Below are 24,480 nucleotides of genomic sequence, written 5' to 3' on the forward strand. Positions count from 1 at the left end.
GAAATGGCGTGTGAATCATAGCATTGCCAAAAGTTGACGAGTTGAAATGGCGTGCGAATCATGGCATTGCCAAAAGCTTGCGAGAAATGGCGTTGTGAATCGTGTCCTCGCGAAAGCCTACGAGTTGAAATGCCGTTGTAAATCTGGCATTGCCAAAAGCCTACGAGCGATAGTACCGTTGAAAACGATGTCCTTACAAAAACCTAACGAGTTGAAGTGACGCTGCGGATCATGCTTTTGCAAAAGCTTACGAACTAAAGTGCCGTCGTGCCCGCCCGCGTGACCTCGCGAAATCCATGCGAGTTGAAATCAAATCGTGTCCCGTACCCTTTAGAAAGCCAACAGTCCGAAAAAACGCCAAGAATCGCAACATAAGAGCATGAACGGCAACACCTGCCCCACTATACCTCTGTCTCTATAATAATAGATAATAGAGAACAGAAAGCCACTCCCATAAAAAAAGAACATATCAAAACATAAAACGAAAAAACGGCAAGGGCGTGGCGACAGGGTCGCCTTTCTTTTTGGGCAAATCCGAATGAGAAAAGTAATAGATCGGAGCAGCGAGCACTTACGACTGTGCCCGACTACCTGCACGACCGATTCTTTTTGGGAGTTTGCATGCGCGGCCTTGACCGTTTTTTCCAAGCTTTGCTTGCGCAAGAAGCATCTTTTTCTGGCAAAAAGGGGACAATCGGAACTGTTCGGACAAAATTAAGGACAAATTGTCTCAATATCAAAAAAACAGCGTACGGGCAAGCAATAAATCTGGTAACATGGGTAGTACCAAGCTTTTTTTACGTTTTGGAGTAGTCGTTGTTTCTCGATGAGGTTTCGTTTTGTGTATAACAGGCAAGCTAGCGCAGCTTTTTGCTTCAGAAGGGGAAGTTTGGAACGGATGGAAGCCTGAAAAAGCTGTCCGAAAGCTTCTTCCTGGTTGGAAACAACAACCGCCATCCCGCAAAAAGCTTTTCCATAACGCTACCTGATACACACATTTCAGAGGCAACGTCACAGGCCCCACATTGAAAAGTTCTTAGATAGTTAAAGAATCTGCCCGGGTCCAGCCGGATCAGGCAGAGCATAGGCAGTTGAAGATAACCGATCACGAGTCTTTTGGCACAAACCAGATATTCTTGAAGGCGTTCCGGAAAGCTGGCGATTGTATCTTGCTAGGCAAAATCACAAGCTTTCCTACACGAGAAAAATGAGGTGGAGAAGTTGGGTAAAATCATTGCGGTTGCGAACCAGAAAGGCGGCGTCGGGAAAACGACTACGTCCGTCAATCTAAGTGCTTGTCTGGCCGCATTGGGGAAAAAGGTGCTGCTGGTGGATATTGATCCACAAGGGAACGCAACCAGTGGTATCGGAGTAAACAAAGCCGATGTCCGCTATTGTATTTATGATGTTCTCATTAACGACATCAGCCCCGTAGATGCGACTCTGCCTACCGAGATTGAAGGATTGATGATTATTCCGGCGACGATTCAATTGGCGGGAGCAGAAATTGAATTGGTTCCAACGATATCCCGGGAGGTTCGTCTGAAAAAAGCCTTGGAGGTTGTGAAGGACAAATACGACTTTGTCATTATCGATTGCCCGCCTTCCTTGGGAATTTTGACAGTCAACTCCCTGACTGCTGCTGACTCGGTCTTGATCCCGATTCAATGTGAATACTACGCATTGGAAGGATTGAGCCAACTGTTGAACACAATTCGCCTGGTACAAAAGCATCTCAATTCGCAATTGGCGATTGAAGGCGTCGTGCTGACCATGCTGGATGCACGCACGAATTTGGGGCTGCAAGTGATTGAGGAAGTGAAAAAGTACTTCCAGGAGAAAGTGTACAAAACGATTATTCCGCGAAATGTTCGTTTGAGCGAAGCGCCATCACATGGACAAGCCATTATAACGTACGATCCACGCTCGCGTGGTGCAGAAGTTTATTCTGACTTGGCGAAGGAAGTGGTAGGGGTATGAGTAGAGGTTTGGGAAAAGGGCTGAATGCACTTATTACGTCCAATCTCATTGAAGAAGGGGAGCAAGTAAAAGAGGTTTCCTTCAGTGAGATTCGTCCCAACCCGTATCAGCCCCGTAAAGAATTCGAACAATCGGCTATTGATGAATTGGCAAACTCGATACGGGAACATGGCATTATCCAGCCGCTGATTGTCCGGAAAAGCATCAAGGGTTACGAGCTGGTAGCGGGAGAAAGACGCTTGCGTGCAGCGAAGCTCGCGGGCTTGAAGCAGGTTCCGGTAGTCGTCAAAGCCTACACCGATCAGCAGTTGATGGAAATTGCGCTGATTGAAAATCTGCAGCGGGAAAACCTCAATCCGTTGGAAGAAGCGGAAGCATATGAAAAGCTGATCGCGCACCACGATTATACCCAAGAGCAGCTTGCTCAGCGAATCGGAAAAAGCAGACCGCATGTAGCGAACATGCTGCGGCTGTTGCAACTTCCGGAAAGCATTCGAAAAATGGTTTCAGCAGCAGAGTTGTCCATGGGCCACGCTCGGGCGCTTTTGGGTGTCTCAGATGAGAAAGTGCAAAAGCAGCTTGCGAAGGATGTAGTGGAAAAAGGGCTGAACGTGCGACAACTGGAAGAGTTGGTCAAACAGTTGAGTGTTTCACGTGAAACAAAGAAGAAAAAGCCGGCAAAAAGCGAGCCGATTTTGATTGAGCTGGAAGAACGGCTGCGCAGTCGCTTTGGAACCGCCGTGAAAATTAAAAAAGGCGCGAAACGCGGCAAGATCGAAATTGACTTTTATTCGCAGGAAGATTTGCAGCGGATCATTGAGATACTGAATGATGAGAAGTAAGTCCAGGAGGTAGTCATGGCGATCATCTATTTGGATAACGCAGCTTCAACTTGGCCGAAGCCACCCGGCGTGAAAGAGCGGATGGCTGAAGTCATCGAAGATTTTGCCGCCAACCCTGGCCGGGGTGGACATACCTTGGCGATGAAAGCGAGCAAGACCGTGTTTCGGACACGAGTGCAGTTATCGCGGTTGTTTGGGATTCAAAACCCGAATAACCTCTTTTTTTATCTAAATGCGACACAAGCACTCAACCAGGCGATCAAAGGGTTTCTAAAGCCGGGCGATCATGTGATTTCTTCGTCAGTGGAGCATAATTCAGTGAGACGTCCTATTGAATATATGCGCCGCGTCCATCAGGTAGAAGCTACTTTTGTCGAGCCTAGAGGCGATCATCTTTTTCATGTTGACGATTTTGCCAAGGCGATCCAGCCAAACACGCGTCTGCTGGTCGTAAGCCACGCTTCCAACCTGACAGGTGTTATTTTGCCGATTGCAGAGTTGGGCAAACTGGCCAAAGAGAAGGGTATCACGTTTCTGGTAGACGCCTCGCAGTCGGCGGGAGTGCTGCCTATTCACGTCGAAGAAATGAATATTGGCATGCTGGCGTTTCCCGGGCACAAAGGGCTGTATGGTCCACAAGGGACAGGCGGATTGTATGTGCACAGCGACATTGATCTGGAGCCGTTGCTGCATGGGGGTACTGGCAGTCAGTCAGAAGCGATTGAGCAACCGACTACACGGCCGGACCGCTACGAGAGCGGGACGTTGAATACAGTCGGTTTGGCAGGATTACTGGCCGGGGTCGAATTTGTCCTGGAAAAAGGCGTGGAAAACATTCGCCAGCATGAATGGGAGCTTGCCAAGCAAACGATCACAGGTCTGCAGCAAATTCCTGGAGTAGAGGTGTACGGTCCGGGAATTGAAACAGAGCGGGTCGCAGTAATCGCGTTCAACATCGGGCAGGTGGATGCATCGGAGGTTTCCTTTATTCTCGATCAACAATACGGAATCGCAACGAGATCGGGCTATCATTGCACGCCGCTGGGGCACCATACGGCAGGGACCGAGCAGCGGGGAGCGGTGCGGGCCAGTTTTGGGATGTTCAATACAGAGAAAGACGTAGAAGCTCTTATGAACGCTGTTAGAGAGATAGCATCGGCGTTTTCGTAAGGTAGCGGTAGGAGGACACACACGTGATCTTGTTAGGAACCCTGGTAAACGCTGGCGCCATCATAGTAGGAGCTTTGTTGGGGAGGCTCTTGACGAGGATTCCCGATTCGATCCGACATACAGTCATGCAAGGAATCGGGCTGGCTGTGATGATTTTGGGCGTCAAGATGAGCCTTGGATCGGGCAACTTCTTATTGGTGATCGTCAGCATTGTTTTGGGGGCAATTATCGGGGAATTGATGGGGATTGAAAAAGGCTTGAATCGTCTGGGGCACTGGCTGGAGCGGAAGGTTGGCGGCGGAAAAGGCAGTATTGCCACCGGGTTTGTAACAGCTACTCTGGTCTATTGTATCGGCGCAATGGCTGTTTTGGGAGCGATGGACAGCGGGTTGCGAAACAACCACGACATTTTGTTCACCAAAGCGCTTCTGGACGGCTTTTCCGCGATTATTTTCACTTCGACGCTAGGGATTGGCGTCATATTTTCAGCAGTACCTGTGTTTTTGTACCAAAGTGTGCTGACGTTGCTGGCTACCCAAATTTACAGTGTGGTGAGCCAAACGATGCTCGATGCGATGCTGGCAGAAGTAACGGCAGTGGGTGGCTTGATGATTATCGCGATTGGGATCAACATTTTGGAGATCAAAAATATCAATGTAGCGAACATGCTGCCCGCACTGGTGATTGCAGCATTGGGAGTTCCGATTAGCCAGTGGTTGTCCAGTTTTTTATAAGATGGCAAGATAGCGGGAAAAGACTTTTTCTGTGCGCGGGTAGCGTGCAGGAGGGGTCTTTTTTTCATGCAGGGCGATGGGGCGCGTAGAACTCAGGGCGGACATTTTAAAGATGGGAGCAGGCAAAGGCAAAGCTGTAGGGGGAGTCGGGGGTTCGGAGTAAAAGCTAGGGAGCAAGTAGGAAGAGTGGGGAAAGAGAAATGAAGCAGGACAAAGGGAAAAGGCAGAAAGAAGAAACCAGAAACCAGAAACCAGAGAGCATGACAGGTAGCCGTGCGCTGTGCCGTTTGAAATGACCTACTGCAAAAGGCACACACATAGCCATTTGATTTCAAGGGACTGTCCACAACAACTCGCAATAATAGTGTGAGACCAAGTAAACAGTAAACGGAGCTGCTGAGACTTACTTTTTTTGACGCGACGAACGGGCCATGCCACTGTAAACCATACAGCGAGGAACAACGGAGCGAAAGGAATGCGACATGTAAGTTTGGCATAAAAAAAACCGCTATCATCAAAAGAAAATGTCGTGCGATAATGACCATTAGAACGGAAAGCGTCTTGTGGGGAGAGAAAGTCAATGGTGGGTTTTATCGTCAATCCCGTGGCGGGAAATGGCAAAGGGAAGAGAGTATGGGAGAGGATAGAGCCTGCTGTAAATGGCTTAGGAGCGGTTTTTTCCGTGAGGGAGACATCGGGAGAGGGAGACGCGGAAAAGCTGGCAAAAGAGTTGATTCAAAAAGAGGGAGTAAATAAAATCATTGCAATAGGGGGAGACGGAACCGTTCATGGCGTGTTGAACGGGATCTATCAGTCCGGACAAGCATGCAAGTTTGGCTTGGTGCCGGCTGGATCAGGGAACGACTTTGCCCGGGCGCACGGCATTGTCAACGATCCGAGCGAGGCAGTGGAGCGAATTTTGTCAGAAAAAGCAGAAAGACGGATTGATCTGATGCTGATGAACGGGCGAATTGCTGCAAATTCGATTGGAGCAGGCTTTGATGCGCAAGTAGCGAAAGCGACCGATGCAGCGCAATATAAAGCGTGGCTGAACCGATACGGACTGGGTGGACTGGCTTATGTCATTTCCGTTTTACGGGAGCTGCGCAACTTCAAGCCGGGCCATCTGAGCTTGCAGGTCGACGGGCAAACGATCGACAAGTCGGGAGTTTGGCTTGTGACAGCAGCCAATATTCCGAATTACGGCGGGGGAATGAAAATTTGCCCTATGGCGGTCGCCGACGATGGCCTGACGGATATTTGCGTCGTCAGCAATGCAAGCCGGGGAGAGCTGCTGCGCGCCTTTTTGAAAATATACACAGGCACCCATGTCACGCATCCGAAAGTTTCCTTTTTCCGCGGGAGCCAGGTCACGATTGAAACGGCTGTGCCGCTCATGGTTCATGCCGATGGCGAATTGATGGGGGAAACCCCCGTTCAGGTGAAAATGCTTCCCGGTCAACAGGTGATTTTCGTCTAAAAAAAGAGACTTGCCATCCGCAGAGGGACCGGGCAAGTCAAAGAAAATGGCTATTGATTTGAAAAGGTCGAGGGAAGATGGTCAGTCGTGCAAAACACTATCCAAACGGTTCGGCGCAGCAGCGAGTGTCGCGGCTTTGGCCAAACCAGAGGCAATAATCTCGGCCATGTTCATGACGACGGCAAGTCGCGTGTTTTGGAGTACGAAATACTCCATGAAGCCGCCGACATTGACGATTCCAGTAATGTGAAACGTACCGACAGGCGGCAACTCCTTTTTGACCCCGGCACCTGGCTTTAGCGGACCGCTGATGACATTGATGTTGCCGACGTGGCTGAATTGGCCCAGACAGGCGTCTACGGCAATCAGTGTAGCGCTGGGGTGGTTCGTTTGGATGGAATCGAGTTTTTCCTTGAGATTCATCGCATGCACCGGATCGTCCAGCGTTCCGTACACTTGCAAATGACTGGGCGCGGCAGTTTGCAGCTTGGTTCCGACGAGCGGCCCAAGCGCGTCGCCTGTCGAACGGTCTGTGCCGATACATATAATTACAATGTCTTCATCATACGGTTTTAAGCGAAAGCGCTGCGCAAGGTGTCTAGCCAGATGATCGTCTGCGTTTTCACTGCGGTATTCCACTTTAAAAGGTGGCAAAGAACAGTTTTTGAGATTTTCAAATGTACTCATGGCTACCCCCACTCTTGCGGACTTGGCCTAAACGTTATAGAAGAGTATTCACAGTATAGTACCGGGAAGTCATTTTTATACCTGCTAATGGGAAGGTTGTGGAGGTTTTGAAAAATCAGCGAAGCTGGCAAGCCGGAAATTGAACGGGTAAAATAAGAGAAGCACGTCAGCAAAGCCTTGTGAAAAAGAAAACAAGGACACGAAGGAGGGAGAGGGATGGAAGGAGAGACTGTACTGATTGCATTTGATTCCACACAGCAAGCTTTGCGTGCAGAAATGCTGCTGGAGTACGAAGATATTGATATCGACACAAGACCGACGCCAAAAGAGATAACGGCTGGCTGTGCCCTTTCCATTGAGTTTCCTTTGCCTGACTATTCTCGCGCGAAAACGATCATGGAAGAGCAGCAAGTAGTCATTCGAGGATATTTTCGTCAGTTTGCTGGCCGATACCAGGAGGTTGACGAATACGGCAGACAGAAGGAGAGGACAGAATGAATACTACAAATGCAGAAGGCTTTTTTCAAAAGCTGTACAACCAAATTTACGACTATCTCACAGATGCCGACATGTGGGTAACTGTAGGGATGGTGCTGGCGAAAATTTTGGCGATCATCGTTGCCTCGCGTATCGTTGTTTCGTTGTTGCACGCGACAGTCAACCGCATTTTTCATCATCGCCACGGAGGCGGCAAGCTCCAACTGGATCAACGCCGTGTCGATACGATGCGCGTGCTCGTTAACAATATCATTCAGTACACGATTTATTTCCTGGCGATTTTGATGATCTTGCAACTGATCGGGATCGACTTGCGGCCTGTGTTGGTGAGCGCAGGGGTGCTCGGGCTGGCTGTCGGCTTTGGGGCGCAAAGTCTCGTGCGCGATATTATCACTGGTTTCTTTATCATTTTTGAAGACCAGTTTGCTGTAGGGGATGTCGTGACGATCAATAACATGACCGGGACCGTACAGGAGATTGGCCTGCGGATCACACGCGTGCGCAGTTGGACGGGAGAAGTATTTATTTTCCCGAACGGAACCATTACGCAAGTGACCAATTTTTCGCTGCAAAATACGTTGGCTGTTGTGGATGTCTCGGTAGCGTACGAGGAAAATCTGGGTCAGGTTGAAGAAGTGCTGAAAGAAGTGCTGGCAAAAGCGCAAGCCGAGCTGACAGATATCGTGGCGGAGCCACAAATTTTGGGCGTACAAGCATTGGGGCCGTCTGAGGTCGTCATGCGGGTGACTGCCGAGTGCAAGCCGAACACCCACCACGGCGTCAATCGCAACCTGCGGGCGATGATTCGCACCGAGTTTACCAAACGGGGCATTCAGATTCCGTATCCGAAAATCGTCGCGATGTCGGGCAAGGCACAAGGCCAAGCATAGAGTAGAGGGGAGAAGAGAGATGGAAAGGAAGCAATTTGGGCTGGGGGACATCGTACAAATGAAAAAGCCGCATCCATGCGGAACAAATGCGTGGAAAGTCATTCGCATGGGCATGGACGTGCGAATCAAATGTACGGGCTGCGACCACAGTGTCATGATCGGTCGTCTTGAATTTGAACGCAAACTGAAAAAAATATTGGTGCGCGCAGAGGAAGAGCCGAAAGAGTAAAGCAAAAAACTTTTGAAGGAACCGTCTGTCTTTTTCTACACTGTCCGTAAACAGTGGTGGAGCTGACCAAAAGCTTTCGCCACGCAGACGAAAGGGATGGTTAGGATGAGTGCCAGACGGTTGTGGATGCAATGGATCGCTGTGCTGGGGATGCTACTTGCGTTTTCACAGGCGGCATGGGCGAAGGACGCAAGCAACTGGAAGATAAGCGTCTCGCCGACGGACAAAGCGACAGAGGTAGCAGCAGACGCTGTCATTACGCTGACGTTTTCCGGGACGGTCCGTTTGGCAAATTCGCGTGACATCACGGACAAGTCGTTGCTGTCCATCGTGCAGCTTGTGGACGAAAAGAAAAAGAAAGTCCCGTTCACAGCCAAGTGGAACAAGACAGCGAAAAGCATCGTGATCGACCCTGTGGGTAACCTGGAGGCGGGAAAAGCGTATCGCGTCACACTGCTCGCCAAAAAGCTGAAGGATGCGCGAGGGGAGCTGAACCCGGAGCTGTCCGCTGCGTTCACGACAAAAAAGCCCGTGGATAACATTGCTCCGCAGGCGATTATTTTGCCTGGTCATGGCGCCAAGCAGGTGAAGCTGGAGGAGAAAGTGACGCTGCAGTTTGCGGAGGAAGTGACTCTGGCAAGCGGAGGAGCACTCTCCAGCAAAACGGCGGCAGGACTTGTGCGCTTGACAGATGAAAAAGGCCAGGCTGTCCCGCATACCGTCACCTGGAACAAGAGCAAGCGAATGCTGTCGATCAAGCCAAAAGGAAAATGGCAGCCGCATACGAGCTATCAGGTCAGTCTCGCTGGCGGCCTGCTGCAAGATCAGGCGGGCAATGTGAATAAGTCACAATGGTCGAGTTTCACGAGTGGCGCGAAGTAATGGAAGTTTGGTTGTGGATAAAAAAAGGATGCAACCCGTAGCAAGCGGCGCATCCTTTTTTCCTTTTTGTACGATCAGATGTATCTCCCGGTGATTGTACTTTAAGGTTATGACCGATCATTTTCCGTCGGCTGCGTAGCCAGTCAATGATCTATGTGGAATGGGGAAGGTAAGATGCATGGTCGTGCAAGCTTACCTTCAGATAGGCCGGATGGCAGCGGGAAGCTTAGTCGCAGTCACAACCTACGATTACGAGAAGGATGAAAAGAACCAGGATCAGCGCGAAATCGTCGAAGCCGTTAAAGAGACCCACTTGCTAACACCTCCTACCCTAGTTTCAATACTCATGCTATGTAGGAACATGAAAATGGGTATGGGCGAATGCCCTGGTTCCGACGAAAATAAGTTATTCACACTCTATCCACAGAAAATGTGGACAACTTTTTGTCGAAAAATGCAAAACGGAAAAGGGGGTTGGGAATAAACAAGCTGTGGATAGACAGTTATCCACAAAATTATCCACAAATCTGAATTTTCTCTGGATAAATTGACTGTTGTTAGTAAATATTTAAAATATTTTTCTTAATAAGAAGGAATTTGGACGTGCAACAACGTAATTACACTAACTAGAAATTGGAAAAGATAAAGAGTAAGGAAAAGGGGCGATTGAGATTTGAAAAAGCAAGTGTTTGCATCAGTTACAGCTTTGGCTATTGCGTTTTCGGCCGTATCGGTACCATTTATTCCGTACAGCACGCCGGCAGTCGCTTTTGCTGCGGAAAAGCCAAATTATCAGACCCGCGCTGAAATTCCAGACCAATATAAGTGGAAACTGAATCATATTTACCCGACTGTTCAGGATTGGGAAAAAGACGTAGTCAAGGTGGAGGCTTTGGCGAATGCTTTTACCAAGCACCAGGGCAAGCTGGGGACTTCTGCTGCGGCGATGCTCGCTGCTTTCGATGATTACGTGGACATGATGCGGCTCAACGACAAGGCGTATGTGTACGCCAACATGTCGCTGGACGTAAACTCGGCCAACTCTGAGCTGCAGAAGCTGGCAGACCGCGCCGAGAAAATGTACACGCTTGTTTCGGAAAAAACGGCATGGCTCCAGCCAGAAATCGTTGCCATTCCGGATGAGAAAATGAAGAGCTTGCTCGCTGACAAGTCTTTGGCGCCGTACAAGCTTTTCATTGAGGACATGCTGAGAACCAAGCCGCATTCGCTCTCCACAGAGATGGAGGAGCTGCTGGCAAAATCCTCTCCGCTGGGCAATGCGCCAACCAACATTTACAGCATGCTGTCCAAAGATGTGAAGTTCCCGAAAATCAAGGATGAACAAGGCAAGGAAGTCCAACTGACGCGTGCCAACTTCATTTCGTATATGGAAAGCAAGGACCAGCGTGTGAGAAGGGATGCTTTCAAGGCATACTACAGCGCCTTGATTGACTTCCAGGATTCGTTCGCACAGACACTGGCAGCAAAAGTGAAGGCAGACAATTTCTACGCGCAGGCACGCAACTACAACTCTGCGCTGGAAGCGAGCCTGACGCCGAACAACATCCCGACCAAGGTGTACGATGAGCTGATCGACACGGTCAACGACAACTTGCCGCTGCTGCACCGCTATATTGCCTTGAAGAAAAAAATGCTCGGAGTGAAGGAGCTGCACATGTACGACATCTATGTGCCGATCGTTCCATCCGACGACAAATACATTTCCTTCGAGGAAGGGAAAAAAATCGTCACCGAAGGTTTGAAAGCAATGGGCGACGATTACGTGAAGGTGCTGGCGGAAGGACTGGATGGCGGCTGGGTAGACGTCTATTCGACCGACGACAAACGCACCGGCGCTTACCAGTGGGGAGCCTACGACACGCATCCGTACGTGCTTTTGAACCATCAGGGCACACTCGATGACGTGTACACCATCGCCCACGAGATGGGGCATGCGATGCAGTCGTACTACACGAACAAAAACCAGCCGTACATTTCGTCGAACTATCCGACCTTTACGGCGGAAGTGGCTTCCACGATGAATGAGACGCTGCTGTTCAAGAGCATGTACGCGCAGGCGAAGACGAAGGAAGAGAAAATGTATCTCCTGAACCACTACCTGGAGAACTTCCGCTCGACCTTGTTCCGCCAAACGCAATTTGCCGAGTTTGAAAAAGCGATTCACGACAAGGAGCAGGCAGGAGAATCGCTCAACGCCGAGGCGATCAAAAAAATCTACCTCGACATCAACAAAAAGTACTACGGCAAAGACATGGTTTCCGACGAGGAAATCGCGATGGAATGGGCGCGCGTTTCCCATTTCTTCAACTATAAGTACTACGTGTACCAATACTCTACGAGCTTTGCGGCGTCCCAGGCGCTGGCGAAACAAATCCTGGATGAAGGACAGCCGGCAGTTGACCGTATCCGCAAAAACTTCCTTGAAGCGGGCAGCTCTGCTCCGCCAATCGAAGTGCTGAAGGCAGCGGGCGTAGACATGTCTACATCGAAGCCGATCGAGCAGGCCATGGAGATTTTCGAAGAGACGTTGAATGAGCTGGAAAAACTGGTGAACGAAAAGTAAAGCGTTTAGCACTGCATAAACAAAGCAAAGGCTCCCTGTCTTCAAGCGGCAGGGAGTCTTTTTTGCAAACAAACAAGAGCTTACATTAAAGTAGTTTAACTTAATTAGTAGTAAAATGAGATTGGTTAACAAGGAAAATGCGACCCGACACATAGGAATTACGTTAAGGTTCATCGAGAAAATCAGAATACTTTGAGTTCCGTGGTGACGGTCCCGTTTCCGGGATTGTAAACAAGCAAGAAGAACGTTCACTTCTATAGGGAAGTGAACGTTCTTCCTTGTTAGGACAGTATTTTAGGTGACATTGATGTACGTCTAGCATCAAAAAATAAAACAAAGAAAATTAATGCACTACAAATAAATCCGGTAATAGCAATTATCGTATCGTATTGGTGATAGTTGTAAATTAATGATTGAGTCATGGAAAAGCCCCAAAGAAGTGTAGGAAAGATAAGAAAGTAATATAACTTGTTGTCAGGAGTGAGTTTAACGTAAAAGATCGTAATGGCTGTAGAAACGAGAATTGTAAGAGTTGAACTTTTCATCTCATCATAACTGATGTTTATAGGAATATCACTGGAAAGCAGCATCATGTTGCACCAAAGTAAAAAGAACCATATTGCTATGATGCTGTTAGCACAAAATATCAAAAGTTTTTTCATCATTTTCCCTCCAGATAAAGTTACACCATAATTTTGAGAAACCACCTATTTGATATGAAGAAAAAAAAGGAAAAAGGTTTCTTGTGTAATTATTGAACCACTGCCAATAGATTGGACACATAAAATCGAGAGAATTACACCACACATCGGTACATATGTTCGTATTGATTGGGCGTGAAGTACCCAATGGATGAATGGATGCGTTTTCCATTATAAAAGCAAGTGATATACTCAAATATCGCTCTTTTCGCTTGTTCTCTCGTTTTGAATTTTTCTAGATAAACGAGTTCTTTCTTCAGTACGCTGTGGAAAGACTCGATGCAGGCGTTATCGTAACAGTTTCCTTTGCGGCTCATGCTTCCGATCATCTGGTATTTCTCCAGACGCTTCTGGTACTCAGTCGAGGCATACTGGCTGCCGCGATCAGAGTGGTGTAAAAGCCCCGGAGCTGGTCGCTGGCGGTTGTAGGCTTGATCTAGCGCGGCGATCACGAGTTCTTTTGTCATCCGCTCCCCCATGTGAAAGCCTACGATCTTACGCGTATACAAGTCCATCACACTGGCTAAATACAACCAGCCTTCGTCTGTCGGGATATAAGTGATATCCGTCATCCAGACCTTCCCCGGCGCGTTTGCGGTGAACGTTTGGTTTAGCACGTTTTCGGCCACAGGCAAATGGTGCTTCGAATTCGTTGTCACCTTGTATTACATCACCGTACGGGATTTCAGCCCGAGCCTTTTCATCGTACGAGCGACGGTTTTCTCGGAAACCTGAACCCCTTCCTTTTTCAGTGCTTCCAAGACCTTCTTACTGCCGTACAAACGTCTCGAATCCAGGAAGACCCGCCGGATTTGTTGCTCCAGCTTTTCTCGACGCTTCGCCCGATCGTTCTTCTTACGCCGGGTCCAATCGTAATAACCGCTTCGAGAAACTTGAAACACCTCGCACATCTTCGCGACTCGGAGCTTGGAGCGGTGATCGTGGATGAAAGGGTAGATCAGCGCCGGTCTTTTGCGAAGTAGTGCATCGCCTTTTTTAAGATTTCGTTCTCCTCTTCCAGATCACGAATTCGCTTTTGAAGGTCGCGTAGGGCTTTGTCTTCCGGCTTCAGTTGTCCACTGCCTGGAAAGGCTTGATTGCCGTCTTGCTTGAATTCAGCGACCCACCGATAGATGGTATTTTCATGAAGCCCCATTTCCCGGGCTACCTGCGCCACCGATTTCCCTTCTTCTTGGATGAGTCGAACGGTTTGAAGTTTGAATTCCCTGTCGTACTTTTTCGTCATGTTGGACACCTCGATTATGAACGCTTTTATTGTCGCACTCTCGATTCTCCGTGTCCAATGTAAAGTCTAGCATCATTATTGTATTAACGAAGCTAGAGGGATATCCAAACTTCATGTTTTCCCCAAACAACAACTAATAAGCAATCCCTACCCGTACACGCAAATAATCAGAACTGCCGAGCTGCCTGTACGTAAACTCCGCCGTATCGGGAACGGAAATTTGCATGCCATCTGCAGGCAAGTAATCGGCCTCGACCCGGTAATTGCCTGTGTAGCTGCCGTCAGGCAAATAGGTCGGGCACACAATCGTCCAGTCCAGTCCGGATTGTTGCAGGAGCAAGTACGCCTTGTGGTGCTCCTCGGCGGCCCTGGTCAGCTTTTGCCGCGATTCGCTGGACTGGTAGCGGAGCAAATCGGGGGAGACTCTGCTTTGCAAAATTCCCGCTGTGCCTACTGTGACAATTCGGGAGACGCCTTCCTGCTTCATGGCATGCAGGATGAGCGGCATGCCCTCCGACAGTGTGGTCGTGCCATCTGTGCCAAGGGCGCTGATAACGGCATCGACGCCCTGCATCGCCAGTTTGACGTCCTGTTCATTCAAGACGTTTCCCGTAAGCACGCGCACGTTTTCGGGCAAAGGCTGGGGGAGTTTGTCCGCAGAGCGCACCAAAATCGTAGCTTCATGGCCATCTGCCAGCGCGTGCCATAAAATATGGCTGCCGACGCGGCCGGTGGCGCCGAAAAGCAAAAGCTTCATTATGTATTCACCTCATGAACATGAATGAGTGATCGGGTCAACAGTTTTTTTGCTAGTGTAAGTCTAGCATTTCTTTTTTTGTCCCACCACCATCAGCTATCGTGGAAGTGGAAAGGGGGACATTCCGACAGCACGGTGAGCTTCCTGTCAGGGCCCAAAGTTGCCACAAGGAGACAATTGTATTCTTAAATCCAAATCTATATACTTAAAAGGATGTTAGGACGATGACAAGGGAGTGTATATAGATGGGTGCATCTTGCGGTATTGTTGGGCTTCCCAACGTGGGGAAATCAACACTGTTCAATGCCATTACACAAGCGGGTGCGGAGTCGGCGAACTACCCGTTCTGTACGATTGACCCGAACGTGGGGATCGTAGAAGTTCCGGATCCGCGTCTCACAAAGCTGACAGAGATCGTAGTGCCGAACAAAGTCGTTCCGACGGCATTTGAGTTCGTGGACATTGCCGGCCTGGTAAAAGGCGCGAGCAAAGGCGAGGGGCTTGGCAACCAGTTCCTCGGACATATCCGGGAAGTAGACGCGATCGCGCATGTCGTTCGCTGCTTCGAGGATGAAAACATCACGCACGTGGCAGGCCGTGTCGATCCACTGAGCGATATCGAAACGATCAATCTGGAGCTGATTTTTGCCGATCTGGATTCAGTCGAGCGCCGTATCGACCGTATCGCGCGCAAGGTGAAATCCGGCGACAAGGAGTCCAAGCAGGAGTTGGACGTGCTGGAAAAACTGAAGGCTGCATTCGAAGAAGGCCAGTCCGCGCGCAGCGTGGAGTTGGACGACGAAGAGCGCAAATGGATTCGCGACCTGCACCTTTTGACGATCAAGCCGATGCTGTACGTGTGCAACGTGGCAGAGGACGGAATCAATGACGCAGACAACAATCCTCACGTGCAGGCTGTTCGCGAGCATGCGGCGAAGGAAGGAGCAGAGGTCGTTGTCATCAGCGCCAAGGTCGAGGCAGAAATTGCTGAACTGGAAGGCGAAGACAAAGAAATGTTCCTGCAAGAGCTCGGTTTGGCCGAGTCCGGTCTGGACCGCCTGATTCGCGCTGCTTACAAGCTGCTCGGTCTGGTTACCTACTTTACGGCAGGGGTACAGGAAGTGCGCGCGTGGACCATTCGCAAGGGCACAAAGGCTCCAGGTGCGGCAGGCGTGATTCATACCGATTTCGAGCGCGGCTTTATTCGCGCAGAGGTTATTGCTTACGACGACCTGATAGATGCTGGATCAGTTGCGGCAGCCAGAGAGCGCGGGAAGTACCGTCTTGAAGGGAAAGAGTACGTTGTGGCTGACGGAGATGTCATGCATTTCCGCTTCAATGTTTAGTACGAAATAGTTGCTTCACTATAGGCGTTTTGCTATAATACGATAATGCGAGTATTTATGGAGTGCATGTTTTGTGCGTTTCGTTTTAGCACTCGCTCCTTGCCCGTACAGGGCCGCAAAGTCCATAAGGAGGTGAAAAGGTATGCGTCAATACGAAGTTATGTATGTATTGCGTCCAGACCTTGAAGAAGAGAAAGTAAAATCCAATGTAGCTCGTTACAGTGAAATTGTGACCAACTACGGTGGCGAAATCTCTAAGCTTCAAGAAATGGGTAAACGTCGTCTTGCGTACGAGATCAATAAGTTCCGTGAAGGTTACTACGTTCTGATGAACTTCAAAGCGAACGCTGATGCTGTTGCGGAAGCTGAGCGTCTGATGAAAATCAACGACGACGTAATCCGCTTCATGTTCGTTCGTGATGAGAAGTAATCATTGTCGCGGTCAGAGGGGGAACCAAGATGAATAAAGTTATTCTCATCGGCAACCTGACGAAAGATCCTGAACTTCGCTACACGCCGAATGGCGTTGCCGTTGCTACTTTTACCGTGGCTGTCAATCGTCCTCGCACCAATCAGGCAGGCGAGAGAGAAGCCGATTTCATTAATATTGTCGCTTGGCAAAAACTTGCCGATCTTTGTGCAAGCTACTTGCGCAAAGGAAGACAAGCTGCCATCGAAGGACGCATTCAAACGCGCTCCTACGATAATAAAGAAGGAAAACGCGTATATGTAACAGAGGTCGTTGCGGAGAACGTTCAATTTTTGGGCGGTCGAGGCAATGAAGGCGGCGGAGACAACGCAGGATACGATCCAGGACCAGGATTTGGTGGCGGAAACAAGCCATCCGGTCAGAGAAACAATGACTTTGATCCGTTTGGTGATCCCTTCGCGAGTGCAGGCAAGCCGATCAACATTTCTGATGACGACTTGCCGTTCTAAGAATCGTAAAACTTTCACATTCCTAAGAAGGAGGGACTATCATGGCACGCAAAGGACGTCCTAATAAGCGTCGTAAAGTATGCTTCTTTAAAGTGAACAAAATCAAGCACATCGACTATAAAGATGTAGACTTGCTCAAAAAATTCATCAGCGAACGCGGCAAAATCTTGCCACGTCGTGTAACTGGTACTTCTGCGAAGTATCAACGTGCTTTGACAATTGCGATCAAACGCGCTCGTCAAGTAGCACTGCTGCCTTACACGGCTGAATAATTTACACAAGCGATAAAAAGGGGGACACAATTGCGTGGCCCTCTTTTTTCCATATTTTTCGCTACTCGCAAATGAGGTGCTGACATGCCTTCCAAAACGAAGCAATTGGCTGAAAATGCCCTGATGCTGGGTATTGCACTGGTACTGTTGTTCCTTAGTACATATACCGTACTGGGAGCACTGGTCAGTTTCCTTTTACCGCTGCCGTTTATTTTCCTGGCCGTAAGCCGCAACGTGTCGATTATGGTGTGGATCTCTGTCGTGTACACGTTCCTTGGCTGGATCATCGCAGGACCGATCGCTGCTGCGATCGCCTTGAGCGGAGCGGTTTGGGGCTCTGCCATGGGAATTGTTTATGCGAAAAGAGGGAAGGCACTTCCGGCGATTGTAGCCGGAGCTGGTGTTGTGTTTCTCAGCACCGTTTTCGGGCTTGCCTTCATGGCATTTGGAATGAACCTGAATTTCCAGACCATGCTGGAACAGACCGCTCAAATGCGCCCTTCCTTCGTGACAAAAGAGCAATTTGACCAGACGGTTGCTCTTATCAAAATGGTACTGCCTACGAGCATCGTGATGTTCAGCTTTATCTCCAGCGCGATCACACATGGATTGGCCAGCCTGATTGGAAAACGGATCAAAAAGCCGATTCCGGCGTTGAAGCCAATCCGGGAGTGGAGTTTCCCGCGATCTTTGCTGTACTATTATTTCCTCGCCATGATTAGCATTCTGGTGTTTGGCGGCAGCATGCAGGGAACGTTCTGGGAGACCGCCATCATGAACGTAAAAGTCATGCTGGACGGGATTTTTACACTCCAAGGTTTGAGCTTCTGCCTGTTTGCAGCGTACCTGTACGGGTGGAAGAGATTGACTCCAGTGCTTGTTGTCTGTCTATTTATTTTTCCGTTCTTAAGCACTATACTTAGTCTGGTAGGGATATTTGACTTAGGGCTTCGTTTGCGTGAAAAACTGGAAACAAGAGTGAAGAGGGGCTGAGGAGATGCCCAAATTCCTGTTAAAGCGTTGGTACGGGATGCACATGGTCCTGGCACTCAGCTTTAGCTTGCTGTTGTTGGGGATTTTGACCCTGCACCATTGGATGTACGGGGCGATCGGCATTGTTTGCTTGATTGGCCTGGTTCTATACGCCCTTCAAGCAGAAAAAGGATTTCAGCGGGACTTGCGCCTGTATTTGGCGACAGTTACTCACCGCGTGAAAAAAGCCGGAGAAGGCGTTATTCAGGAGCTGCCGATCGGAATTCTCTTATACAACGAGGAAAAGGCAATCGAGTGGGTCAACCCGTTCATGACACATATGTCCGGGGATGAGTCGATGATCGGGAAGAGCCTTCAAGAGGTATTCCCCCAACTCGTGTGGAAGCCGGAACAAAAACGGCTCGAATTTACTTACAATGAGCGGGTTTACGAAGTCATGGTTCGGTCCGATGAGCGTCTTTTGTATTTCAAGGACATTACGGACTTCAAAGAATTGACGACGCGTTACCATCGCGAAAAGGCTGCTCTCGCCATTATTCACCTCGACAACCTGGACGAGGTTGGACAAGTCATGGACGATCAGAGCCGTACGCTTTTGTCGACAAGCGTGGCTGGTGTGATTACAGAGTGGGCCAACAAACATGGCATATACCTTCGCCGAATCACGGCTGACAAATTTTTGGCGCTGATGGAACGGGAAGCCCTTGATAAATTGGAAGAAACGCGTTTTGACATTCTCGATGTGGTTCGGGAAATGACGGCTGACAACAAAATTCCGATTACGCTCAGTATCGGGGTTGGGGCAGCGGCGACGACGTACATCGAGCTGGGGCAAATGGCCCAATCGAGCTTGGACATTGCGCTGGGCCGCGGTGGCGACCAGTGCGCGATCAAGATCGGTAACAAGCTCACCTTCTACGGTGGCAAATCAAATGCGGTAGAAAAACGGACGCGCGTTCGGGCACGGGTGATCGCCCATGCGCTGCGCGATTTGATCCACGAGGCTGAGCATGTGATCGTAATGGGCCACAAACAGCCAGATATGGACTCCATCGGTGCTTCGCTTGGTGTATTGAAGGCCGTGCAGTTGCACAACAAGGCAGCCTATATCGTCATGGATGAAGGCAACAACTCTGTCGAACGCTTGATGCGGGAGATTTACGCCAATGAGGAATTGGCTGAAACATTTATTACGCCGGAGCAGGCGATCAGACTGGTGACGGGCCGCACGTTGCTCGTGGTTGTCGATACGCACCGTCCTTCGCTGGTCATTGAGCCGAAGTTGCTCGGTGAGACAAGCCGGATCGTCGTCATTGACCACCATCGACGCTCCGAAGAGTTTATCGAGCCGGTTCTGTTGTACCTCGAACCGTATGCGTCTTCGACATCTGAGCTGGTCACAGAGCTTTTGCAATATCAGAGCGAGCGCTTGAATATCGACAATCTGATTGCCACCGCACTGTTGGCAGGGATTGTGGTAGACACGAAAAGCTTTGCGTTCCGTACAGGCTCGCGCACGTTTGAAGCGGCGTCCTTCCTGCGGCGCAACGGGGCCGATACGGCTGCTGTTCAACGTTTGCTGAAGGAAGATTTGACGCAGTATGTGAAGCGGGCACGCATCATTATGAACACGGAAACGTACAGAGATAATATGGCGATTGCCATTGGGGATCCTACCGAGAACTACACGCAAGTCCAGGTGGCCCAGGCGGCCGAGCAGTTGCTTACGCTCTCGGGCATCCAGGCATCTTTTGTCATTGCCGAGCGGGGAGACGATACGATCCTGATTAGCGGACGCTCTTTGGGCGACATCAACGTGCAAGCGATCATGGAGCTCTTGGGCGGTGGCGGACACCTGACAGGAGCCGCCACGCAAATTCAGGGCATTTCCGTGAAGGAAGCGACTCGACGTTTGAAAGAAGCGATTGATTCGGTCGTGTAGGCCAATTTGAAAAGGGGGAAACGATGATGAAAGTCATTTTTCTTCAAGATGTAAAAGGCCAAGGCAAAAAAGGCGAAATCAAAGACCTGTCTGAAGGCTACGTACGCAACTTCCTGCTGCCGCGCAAGCTGGCGAAGGAAGCTACAGATAGCAACATAAAAACGCTGGATGCGCAAAAGCGCAGCGAAGAGAAGCGCAAGGAGCAGGAAAAGCTGGAAGCACAAGCGCTGGGCGCGAAGCTGAGCGAGCTGACAGTAAAAGTAACAGGAAAAGCCGGCGAGGGCGGACGACTGTTTGGCGCAATTTCGAGCAAACAAGTGGCACAAGCGCTGGAAGAGCAGTTCAAAATCAAGCTGGACAAACGCAAGCTGGAGATGGACGCCATCCGCGCGCTTGGCGTAACGCAAATCAAAGTCAAGCTGCACAACGAAGTAACTGCGACACTCAAAGTTCACGTGGTAGAAGAATAATGACGCAATCCTGGAGGGTGTGACGTGAGCGACCTGTTTTTGGATCGTGTGCCGCCGCAGAACAAGGAAGCGGAACAATCAGTGCTGGGTGCCGTGTTCTTGTCTAAGGAAGCTTTAATCACGGCCATTGAGATTCTCCGTCCGGAGGATTTTTACAAGACAGCGCATCAGCGCATCTTTCAAACCATGGTGGACCTGTACGAAAAGGGCGAGCCAGTCGATCTGGTTACCGTAACCGCTGAGCTGCAGGACCACAAGCTGTTAGATGAAGTCGGCGGCGTCACGTATTTAACCGAAATCGCCAGCTCGGTTCCGACCGCGGCCAATATCGAATACTACGCCAAAATTGTAGAAGAAAAAGCGCTGCTACGGCGCTTGATTCATACGGCAACAAAAATTGCGAATGACGGTTACTCTCGCGAGGACGACGTAACGGAGATCATTGCGGATGCCGAGAAGTACATCATGGAGATCGGGCAAAACCGCAACAGCGGCGGTTTTACGCCAATCCGAGACGCGCTTCTGGAAACGTATGAACGGATCGAGTTTTTGAGTCAACGGCGTGGAGACATTACCGGGATTCCTTCCGGATATACCGATTTGGATAAAATGACCGCCGGATTTCAGCGCAGTGACCTCATCATTCTGGCAGCCCGTCCCTCTGTCGGGAAGACGGCTTTTGCCTTGAATGTCGCGCAAAACGTCGCTGCACGAGCTGGAGAGACTGTCGCCATCTTCTCTCTGGAGATGGGTGCTTCCCAGTTGGTACAGCGTATGATCTGTGCCGAGGGCAATCTGGATGCCTCGCGGATGCGTTCCGGTACGCTGGAGGAAGACGACTGGCAGAAGCTGACGATGGCGATTGGTACGTTGGCGAAGGCACCGATTTTTATTGATGATACGCCAGGCGTAACCGTGCAGGACATTCGCGCAAAATGCCGCAGATTGCAGGCTGAACGCGGCCTGGGCATGATTCTCATCGACTACCTGCAATTGATTCACGGCCGCGGCAAGGGAGACAACCGCCAGCAGGAAGTATCGGAAATCTCCCGTACGCTCAAAGGAATCGCCCGTGAGCTGAATGTTCCCGTAATCGCTTTGTCCCAGTTGAGCCGTGGCGTAGAGCAGCGGCAGGACAAGCGCCCGATGATGTCCGACATCCGCGAGTCCGGTTCGATCGAGCAGGACGCCGATATCGTTGCGTTCCTGTACCGTGATGACTACTACGACAAGGAAACGGAAAACAAAAACGTCATCGAGGTCATCATCGCCAAACAGCGTAACGGCCCGACCGGGACGGTAGAGCTGGCATTCCTCAAAGAATTTAACAAATTCGTAAGCTTGGATCAGCGCTTTCGAAATCAGGCTGGATAATAGAGCAAATGGAGAAAAAGCCGGAGCAATTCCGGCTTTTTTTTCTTGCTTGAATTGCCGAACATATAATCTTTGCACTATTTAAATGTTCGTATTTTCCGTTGACATGCAAGAAATGGTTTAGTACACTTAGATTGTTTCAGGCCCAAAAGGACATGATGATATCAGGAGGTGTTTTTCGATGTCAACAGTCGTTGTCGTCGGAACCCAGTGGGGCGATGAAGGTAAAGGTAAAATTACAGACTATTTGGCTGAAAGCGCAGAGGTAGTGGCACGTTACCAAGGGGGTAACAACGCCGGCCATACCATTATTTTTGATGGTAACAAATATAAGCTGCACCTGATTCCATCCGGAATTTTCTATACTGACAAGACCTGCGTAATCGGAAACGGTATGGTAATCGATCCGAAGGCATTGGTAAAAGAGCTGGAGTACATTCACAGCTTCGGTTTTTCCACTAGCAATCTGAAAATCAGCGATCGCGCGCATGTCATCATGCCGTACCACATCAAGCTGGATGGCGTGGAAGAAGACAGCCGCGGTGCAAATAAAATCGGTACGACCCGCAAAGGGATCGGCCCGGCATACATGGACAAAGCAGCTCGCATCGGCATCCGCATTGCCGATCTATTGGATCGCGATGAGTTTGCCCGCAAGCTGGAACGCAACCTGGCAGAGAAAAACATGCTGCTGGAGAAAATGTACAATACGACTGGCTTTGACCTGCAAGAAGTGCTGGATGAGTACCTCGCTCTGGCAGAAATCATTCGTCCATACGTAACCGACACATCTGTTGTGCTCAACGATGCGATTGACAACGGAAACCGTGTTCTTTTTGAAGGGGCCCAAGGCGTACTGCTCGACATCGACCAAGGGACGTATCCTTATGTCACCTCCTCCAACCCGATTGCGGGTGGCGTGACTATCGGTTCCGGCGTGGGACCAACCAAAATCAATCAAGTAATCGGTGTAGCGAAGGCGTACACCACTCGCGTAGGTGACGGTCCGTTCCTGACTGAGCTGACTGACGCTACTGGCGATCACATCCGCGAGGTTGGCTTCGAGTACGGTACGACAACCGGCCGTGCCCGCCGCGTAGGCTGGTTTGACAGCGTAGTCGTTCGTCATGCCCGTCGCGTGAGCGGTATCACTGGTCTGGCTATCACCAAGCTGGATACGCTCTCTGGTGTTGAGACTCTGCGCATTTGCACAGCGTATAAATACAATGGCGAAATCATTGAATCGTTCCCGGCAAACCTCAACCTGCTGGCAAAATGCGAGCCTGTTTACGAAGAACTGCCAGGCTGGACCGAGGACATCACCGGTGTTCGCAATCTGAACGACCTGCCAGAAAACGCTCGCCACTACATCGAGCGCATCACACAACTGACAGGTATCCCAATGTCGATCTTCTCCGTAGGGCCAGATCGCGAGCAAACCGTTGTTGTGCGCGGCATCTGGGGATAAGCCTAGTTCCAACGTCGTAGCAGAAAAGTCGGCCTGACCATTTTCATGGGCAAGCCGTATGAAAAAAGCTGTCGATAATTCGGCAGCTTTTCCTTTTTTTACGGACAGACAAGAAACGGCACCCTCTGGGCATAAGGTTAGACATAAGGAGAAATGGAGAGGTGATCGTGATGATGGGGTTTGACCAAAAAGCCAAGAAGCTGCTGGGGAAAAACGTACAGGTGAAAATGATTAACGGCGTCGTTATCAAGGGGACCATGACTCATTTCAACAACGGTTACCTTTGCTTCATCACCACTTACAAGCAGCAAAACGACGCAGAGAAAACGACGATTCGCAGACTCGCCCTGAAAGACGTGACATCAATGCAAGAGGTGTAAGCCTGGATGCCTGAGACGAAATAAGCCATCTTTCCTCCAAAAAGGGAAAGATGGCTGTTTATTGTGTTTCACATTTCAGATCAGGCCGCCATGAGAGCGGATGATGGCGATCGCTTCGTCCCCCCGTTCTTCCGCAACGACTGCAGTCAGCAGCACCGTACGGGTCAGATTATCGTCACCGCGATCGGACAGCCCGCTGGCATCCGGATTCGCCGCTGCCAGGATGCGTGCATCCGGTCCGCTTGGAAAATCGCCAGCCAGTGTCAGCACCCCTACCCCCGGAAAATCGCCGGAGAGCGGGGTGGTGATCTGTTCTAATCCGTCCCCTGGAAATTGGCCGATTTTGTCGATTTGAATGGTCGTAAAGCCGGCTTGTCGAAGCGCATTTTCTGCCTGTTTCGCCTCATCCTCGGTATGGAATCCAGCCAAAATGTTGCGTTCTTTCACGTAATCAGCCTCCCAGTAATGAAAAAAACCCCCAATTGTATGTCCATATGGTGACGCTTCGTCATATTTTTTATTCGACAGCAATTTACACTTGATGTTGTCGTGAAATTTATGGTAAAGTCGACATAGTTGGTTTCTTTAGGCATTTTGGCAGATAATTGGTAACTAA

25 protein-coding genes and 1 pseudogene are annotated in these 24,480 nt (G+C 49.9%); 21 read left to right on the forward strand and 5 right to left on the reverse strand.

Annotated elements, in window-relative coordinates:
* Window positions 1-1,221 precede the first annotated feature (1,221 nt).
* The 5 genes from M655_RS00850 to M655_RS00870 all read left to right on the forward strand — a co-directional run bounded on the left by M655_RS00850 (window position 1,222) and on the right by M655_RS00870 (window position 6,206).
* Window positions 1,222-1,980 (forward strand): ParA family protein, encoded by a 759-nt coding sequence (locus M655_RS00850; protein WP_007779793.1) that lies wholly within the window; start codon window positions 1,222-1,224, stop codon window positions 1,978-1,980.
* Complete coding sequence (locus M655_RS00855) at window positions 1,977-2,822, forward strand: ParB/RepB/Spo0J family partition protein (protein WP_026557680.1); 846 nt, start codon at window positions 1,977-1,979, stop codon at window positions 2,820-2,822. Before M655_RS00850 ends, M655_RS00855 begins: the two co-directional genes overlap by 4 nt.
* A 15-nt stretch (window positions 2,823-2,837) precedes the next feature.
* Window positions 2,838-3,992, forward strand: coding sequence for an aminotransferase class V-fold PLP-dependent enzyme (locus M655_RS00860; protein WP_005828345.1), 1,155 nt, complete (start codon window positions 2,838-2,840; stop codon window positions 3,990-3,992).
* Between the two features lie 23 nt (window positions 3,993-4,015).
* Entirely contained in the window at window positions 4,016-4,726 is a 711-nt protein-coding gene (locus M655_RS00865) for a DUF554 domain-containing protein (protein ID WP_005828347.1), read from the forward strand.
* A gap of 580 nt (window positions 4,727-5,306) precedes the next feature.
* Window positions 5,307-6,206: a diacylglycerol/lipid kinase family protein gene (locus M655_RS00870; protein ID WP_026557679.1), complete on the forward strand. Its 900-nt coding sequence runs from the start codon at window positions 5,307-5,309 to the stop codon at window positions 6,204-6,206.
* A gap of 81 nt (window positions 6,207-6,287) precedes the next feature.
* Here the strand turns inward: M655_RS00870 and yyaC are convergent, their stop codons facing one another.
* Window positions 6,288-6,893 carry a spore protease YyaC gene (gene yyaC / locus M655_RS00875; protein WP_005828352.1) on the reverse strand — a complete coding sequence of 202 codons (606 nt, stop codon included), beginning with the start codon at window positions 6,891-6,893 and terminating at the stop codon, window positions 6,288-6,290.
* Between the two features lie 216 nt (window positions 6,894-7,109).
* Here yyaC and M655_RS00880 point away from each other — a divergent pair, with 216 nt between their 5' ends.
* The 6 genes from M655_RS00880 (at window position 7,110) to pepF (ending at window position 11,976) form a co-directional block, all read left to right on the forward strand.
* Window positions 7,110-7,391, forward strand: a complete 282-nt coding sequence (locus M655_RS00880) for a putative Se/S carrier protein (RefSeq protein WP_005828354.1) — start codon at window positions 7,110-7,112, stop codon at window positions 7,389-7,391.
* Window positions 7,388-8,281: a mechanosensitive ion channel family protein gene (locus M655_RS00885; protein WP_005828356.1), complete on the forward strand. Its 894-nt coding sequence runs from the start codon at window positions 7,388-7,390 to the stop codon at window positions 8,279-8,281. Before M655_RS00880 ends, M655_RS00885 begins: the two co-directional genes overlap by 4 nt.
* A 19-nt stretch (window positions 8,282-8,300) precedes the next feature.
* Window positions 8,301-8,510 carry a DUF951 domain-containing protein gene (locus M655_RS00890; protein WP_005828358.1) on the forward strand — a complete coding sequence of 70 codons (210 nt, stop codon included), beginning with the start codon at window positions 8,301-8,303 and terminating at the stop codon, window positions 8,508-8,510.
* A 105-nt stretch (window positions 8,511-8,615) separates the two neighbouring features.
* Entirely contained in the window at window positions 8,616-9,392 is a 777-nt protein-coding gene (locus M655_RS00895) for an Ig-like domain-containing domain (RefSeq protein ID WP_007779775.1), read from the forward strand.
* 178 nt (window positions 9,393-9,570) lie between these two features.
* Entirely contained in the window at window positions 9,571-9,876 is a 306-nt protein-coding gene (locus tag M655_RS28235) for a hypothetical protein (RefSeq protein WP_025846312.1), read from the forward strand.
* Between the two features lie 189 nt (window positions 9,877-10,065).
* Window positions 10,066-11,976 (forward strand): oligoendopeptidase F, encoded by a 1,911-nt coding sequence (pepF, locus tag M655_RS00905; protein WP_005828363.1) that lies wholly within the window; start codon window positions 10,066-10,068, stop codon window positions 11,974-11,976.
* A gap of 281 nt (window positions 11,977-12,257) precedes the next feature.
* Here the strand turns inward: pepF and M655_RS00910 are convergent, their stop codons facing one another.
* The 3 genes and pseudogenes from M655_RS00910 to M655_RS00920 form a co-directional block, all read right to left on the reverse strand.
* Complete coding sequence (locus M655_RS00910; protein WP_283858487.1) at window positions 12,258-12,638, reverse strand: hypothetical protein; 381 nt, start codon at window positions 12,636-12,638, stop codon at window positions 12,258-12,260.
* Window positions 12,639-12,772: 134 nt separating this feature from the next.
* Window positions 12,773-13,923 (reverse strand): annotated as a pseudogene (locus tag M655_RS00915) (IS3 family transposase).
* A 133-nt stretch (window positions 13,924-14,056) separates the two neighbouring features.
* Window positions 14,057-14,680 (reverse strand): NAD(P)-dependent oxidoreductase, encoded by a 624-nt coding sequence (locus M655_RS00920; RefSeq protein ID WP_026557677.1) that lies wholly within the window; start codon window positions 14,678-14,680, stop codon window positions 14,057-14,059.
* Window positions 14,681-14,925: 245 nt separating this feature from the next.
* Here M655_RS00920 and ychF point away from each other — a divergent pair, with 245 nt between their 5' ends.
* The 10 genes from ychF to M655_RS00970 all read left to right on the forward strand — a co-directional run bounded on the left by ychF (window position 14,926) and on the right by M655_RS00970 (window position 23,864).
* A complete protein-coding gene (gene ychF / locus M655_RS00925) occupies window positions 14,926-16,026 on the forward strand; it encodes a redox-regulated ATPase YchF (protein WP_025846307.1) in 1,101 nt (366 codons plus the stop codon).
* A gap of 142 nt (window positions 16,027-16,168) precedes the next feature.
* Window positions 16,169-16,456, forward strand: a complete 288-nt coding sequence (rpsF, locus tag M655_RS00930) for a 30S ribosomal protein S6 (RefSeq protein WP_005828370.1) — start codon at window positions 16,169-16,171, stop codon at window positions 16,454-16,456.
* A gap of 29 nt (window positions 16,457-16,485) precedes the next feature.
* A complete protein-coding gene (locus tag M655_RS00935) occupies window positions 16,486-16,965 on the forward strand; it encodes a single-stranded DNA-binding protein (RefSeq protein WP_007779761.1) in 480 nt (159 codons plus the stop codon).
* A gap of 41 nt (window positions 16,966-17,006) precedes the next feature.
* Window positions 17,007-17,237: a 30S ribosomal protein S18 gene (rpsR, locus tag M655_RS00940; RefSeq protein ID WP_005831740.1), complete on the forward strand. Its 231-nt coding sequence runs from the start codon at window positions 17,007-17,009 to the stop codon at window positions 17,235-17,237.
* An 84-nt stretch (window positions 17,238-17,321) separates the two neighbouring features.
* A complete protein-coding gene (locus tag M655_RS00945; protein WP_005831738.1) occupies window positions 17,322-18,230 on the forward strand; it encodes a DUF2232 domain-containing protein in 909 nt (302 codons plus the stop codon).
* 4 nt (window positions 18,231-18,234) lie between these two features.
* Window positions 18,235-20,172, forward strand: coding sequence for a DHH family phosphoesterase (locus M655_RS00950; RefSeq protein ID WP_007780468.1), 1,938 nt, complete (start codon window positions 18,235-18,237; stop codon window positions 20,170-20,172).
* A gap of 26 nt (window positions 20,173-20,198) precedes the next feature.
* The gene (rplI, locus tag M655_RS00955; protein WP_025846303.1) at window positions 20,199-20,642 is read left to right on the forward strand and encodes a 50S ribosomal protein L9; all 444 of its coding nucleotides are present in this window, start codon (window positions 20,199-20,201) and stop codon (window positions 20,640-20,642) included.
* 24 nt (window positions 20,643-20,666) lie between these two features.
* Window positions 20,667-22,016, forward strand: coding sequence for a replicative DNA helicase (gene dnaB / locus M655_RS00960; RefSeq protein WP_005831733.1), 1,350 nt, complete (start codon window positions 20,667-20,669; stop codon window positions 22,014-22,016).
* 181 nt (window positions 22,017-22,197) lie between these two features.
* Window positions 22,198-23,484, forward strand: coding sequence for an adenylosuccinate synthase (locus M655_RS00965; RefSeq protein ID WP_005831731.1), 1,287 nt, complete (start codon window positions 22,198-22,200; stop codon window positions 23,482-23,484).
* A gap of 170 nt (window positions 23,485-23,654) precedes the next feature.
* A complete protein-coding gene (locus M655_RS00970) occupies window positions 23,655-23,864 on the forward strand; it encodes a hypothetical protein (protein WP_007780462.1) in 210 nt (69 codons plus the stop codon).
* Window positions 23,865-23,939: 75 nt separating this feature from the next.
* On the opposite strand, the gene M655_RS00975 is transcribed toward M655_RS00970, so the two are convergent.
* Complete coding sequence (locus tag M655_RS00975) at window positions 23,940-24,311, reverse strand: hypothetical protein (protein WP_005831726.1); 372 nt, start codon at window positions 24,309-24,311, stop codon at window positions 23,940-23,942.
* Window positions 24,312-24,480: the final 169 nt, after the last annotated feature.

It is taken from the genome of Brevibacillus sp. NSP2.1, assembly GCF_000470975.2.
GTDB lineage: Bacteria > Bacillota > Bacilli > Brevibacillales > Brevibacillaceae > Brevibacillus > Brevibacillus agri.

Coding starts and splice junctions, on each gene's coding strand:
- M655_RS00950 (WP_007780468.1), top strand. CDS start 18,235: ATGCCCAAATTCCTGTTAAAGCGTTGGTACGGGATGCACATGGTCCTG.
- rpsR (WP_005831740.1), top strand. CDS start 17,007: ATGGCACGCAAAGGACGTCCTAATAAGCGTCGTAAAGTATGCTTCTTT.
- M655_RS00965 (WP_005831731.1), top strand. CDS start 22,198: ATGTCAACAGTCGTTGTCGTCGGAACCCAGTGGGGCGATGAAGGTAAA.
- M655_RS00860 (WP_005828345.1), top strand. CDS start 2,838: ATGGCGATCATCTATTTGGATAACGCAGCTTCAACTTGGCCGAAGCCA.
- M655_RS00935 (WP_007779761.1), top strand. CDS start 16,486: ATGAATAAAGTTATTCTCATCGGCAACCTGACGAAAGATCCTGAACTT.
- M655_RS00880 (WP_005828354.1), top strand. CDS start 7,110: ATGGAAGGAGAGACTGTACTGATTGCATTTGATTCCACACAGCAAGCT.
- M655_RS00920 (WP_026557677.1), bottom strand. CDS start 14,680: ATGAAGCTTTTGCTTTTCGGCGCCACCGGCCGCGTCGGCAGCCATATT.
- M655_RS00970 (WP_007780462.1), top strand. CDS start 23,655: ATGATGGGGTTTGACCAAAAAGCCAAGAAGCTGCTGGGGAAAAACGTA.
- rplI (WP_025846303.1), top strand. CDS start 20,199: ATGAAAGTCATTTTTCTTCAAGATGTAAAAGGCCAAGGCAAAAAAGGC.
- yyaC (WP_005828352.1), bottom strand. CDS start 6,893: ATGAGTACATTTGAAAATCTCAAAAACTGTTCTTTGCCACCTTTTAAA.
- M655_RS00890 (WP_005828358.1), top strand. CDS start 8,301: ATGGAAAGGAAGCAATTTGGGCTGGGGGACATCGTACAAATGAAAAAG.
- M655_RS00885 (WP_005828356.1), top strand. CDS start 7,388: ATGAATACTACAAATGCAGAAGGCTTTTTTCAAAAGCTGTACAACCAA.
- M655_RS00855 (WP_026557680.1), top strand. CDS start 1,977: ATGAGTAGAGGTTTGGGAAAAGGGCTGAATGCACTTATTACGTCCAAT.
- M655_RS28235 (WP_025846312.1), top strand. CDS start 9,571: ATGGTCGTGCAAGCTTACCTTCAGATAGGCCGGATGGCAGCGGGAAGC.
- M655_RS00895 (WP_007779775.1), top strand. CDS start 8,616: ATGAGTGCCAGACGGTTGTGGATGCAATGGATCGCTGTGCTGGGGATG.
- ychF (WP_025846307.1), top strand. CDS start 14,926: ATGGGTGCATCTTGCGGTATTGTTGGGCTTCCCAACGTGGGGAAATCA.
- rpsF (WP_005828370.1), top strand. CDS start 16,169: ATGCGTCAATACGAAGTTATGTATGTATTGCGTCCAGACCTTGAAGAA.
- M655_RS00870 (WP_026557679.1), top strand. CDS start 5,307: ATGGTGGGTTTTATCGTCAATCCCGTGGCGGGAAATGGCAAAGGGAAG.
- M655_RS00945 (WP_005831738.1), top strand. CDS start 17,322: ATGCCTTCCAAAACGAAGCAATTGGCTGAAAATGCCCTGATGCTGGGT.
- M655_RS00910 (WP_283858487.1), bottom strand. CDS start 12,638: ATGAAAAAACTTTTGATATTTTGTGCTAACAGCATCATAGCAATATGG.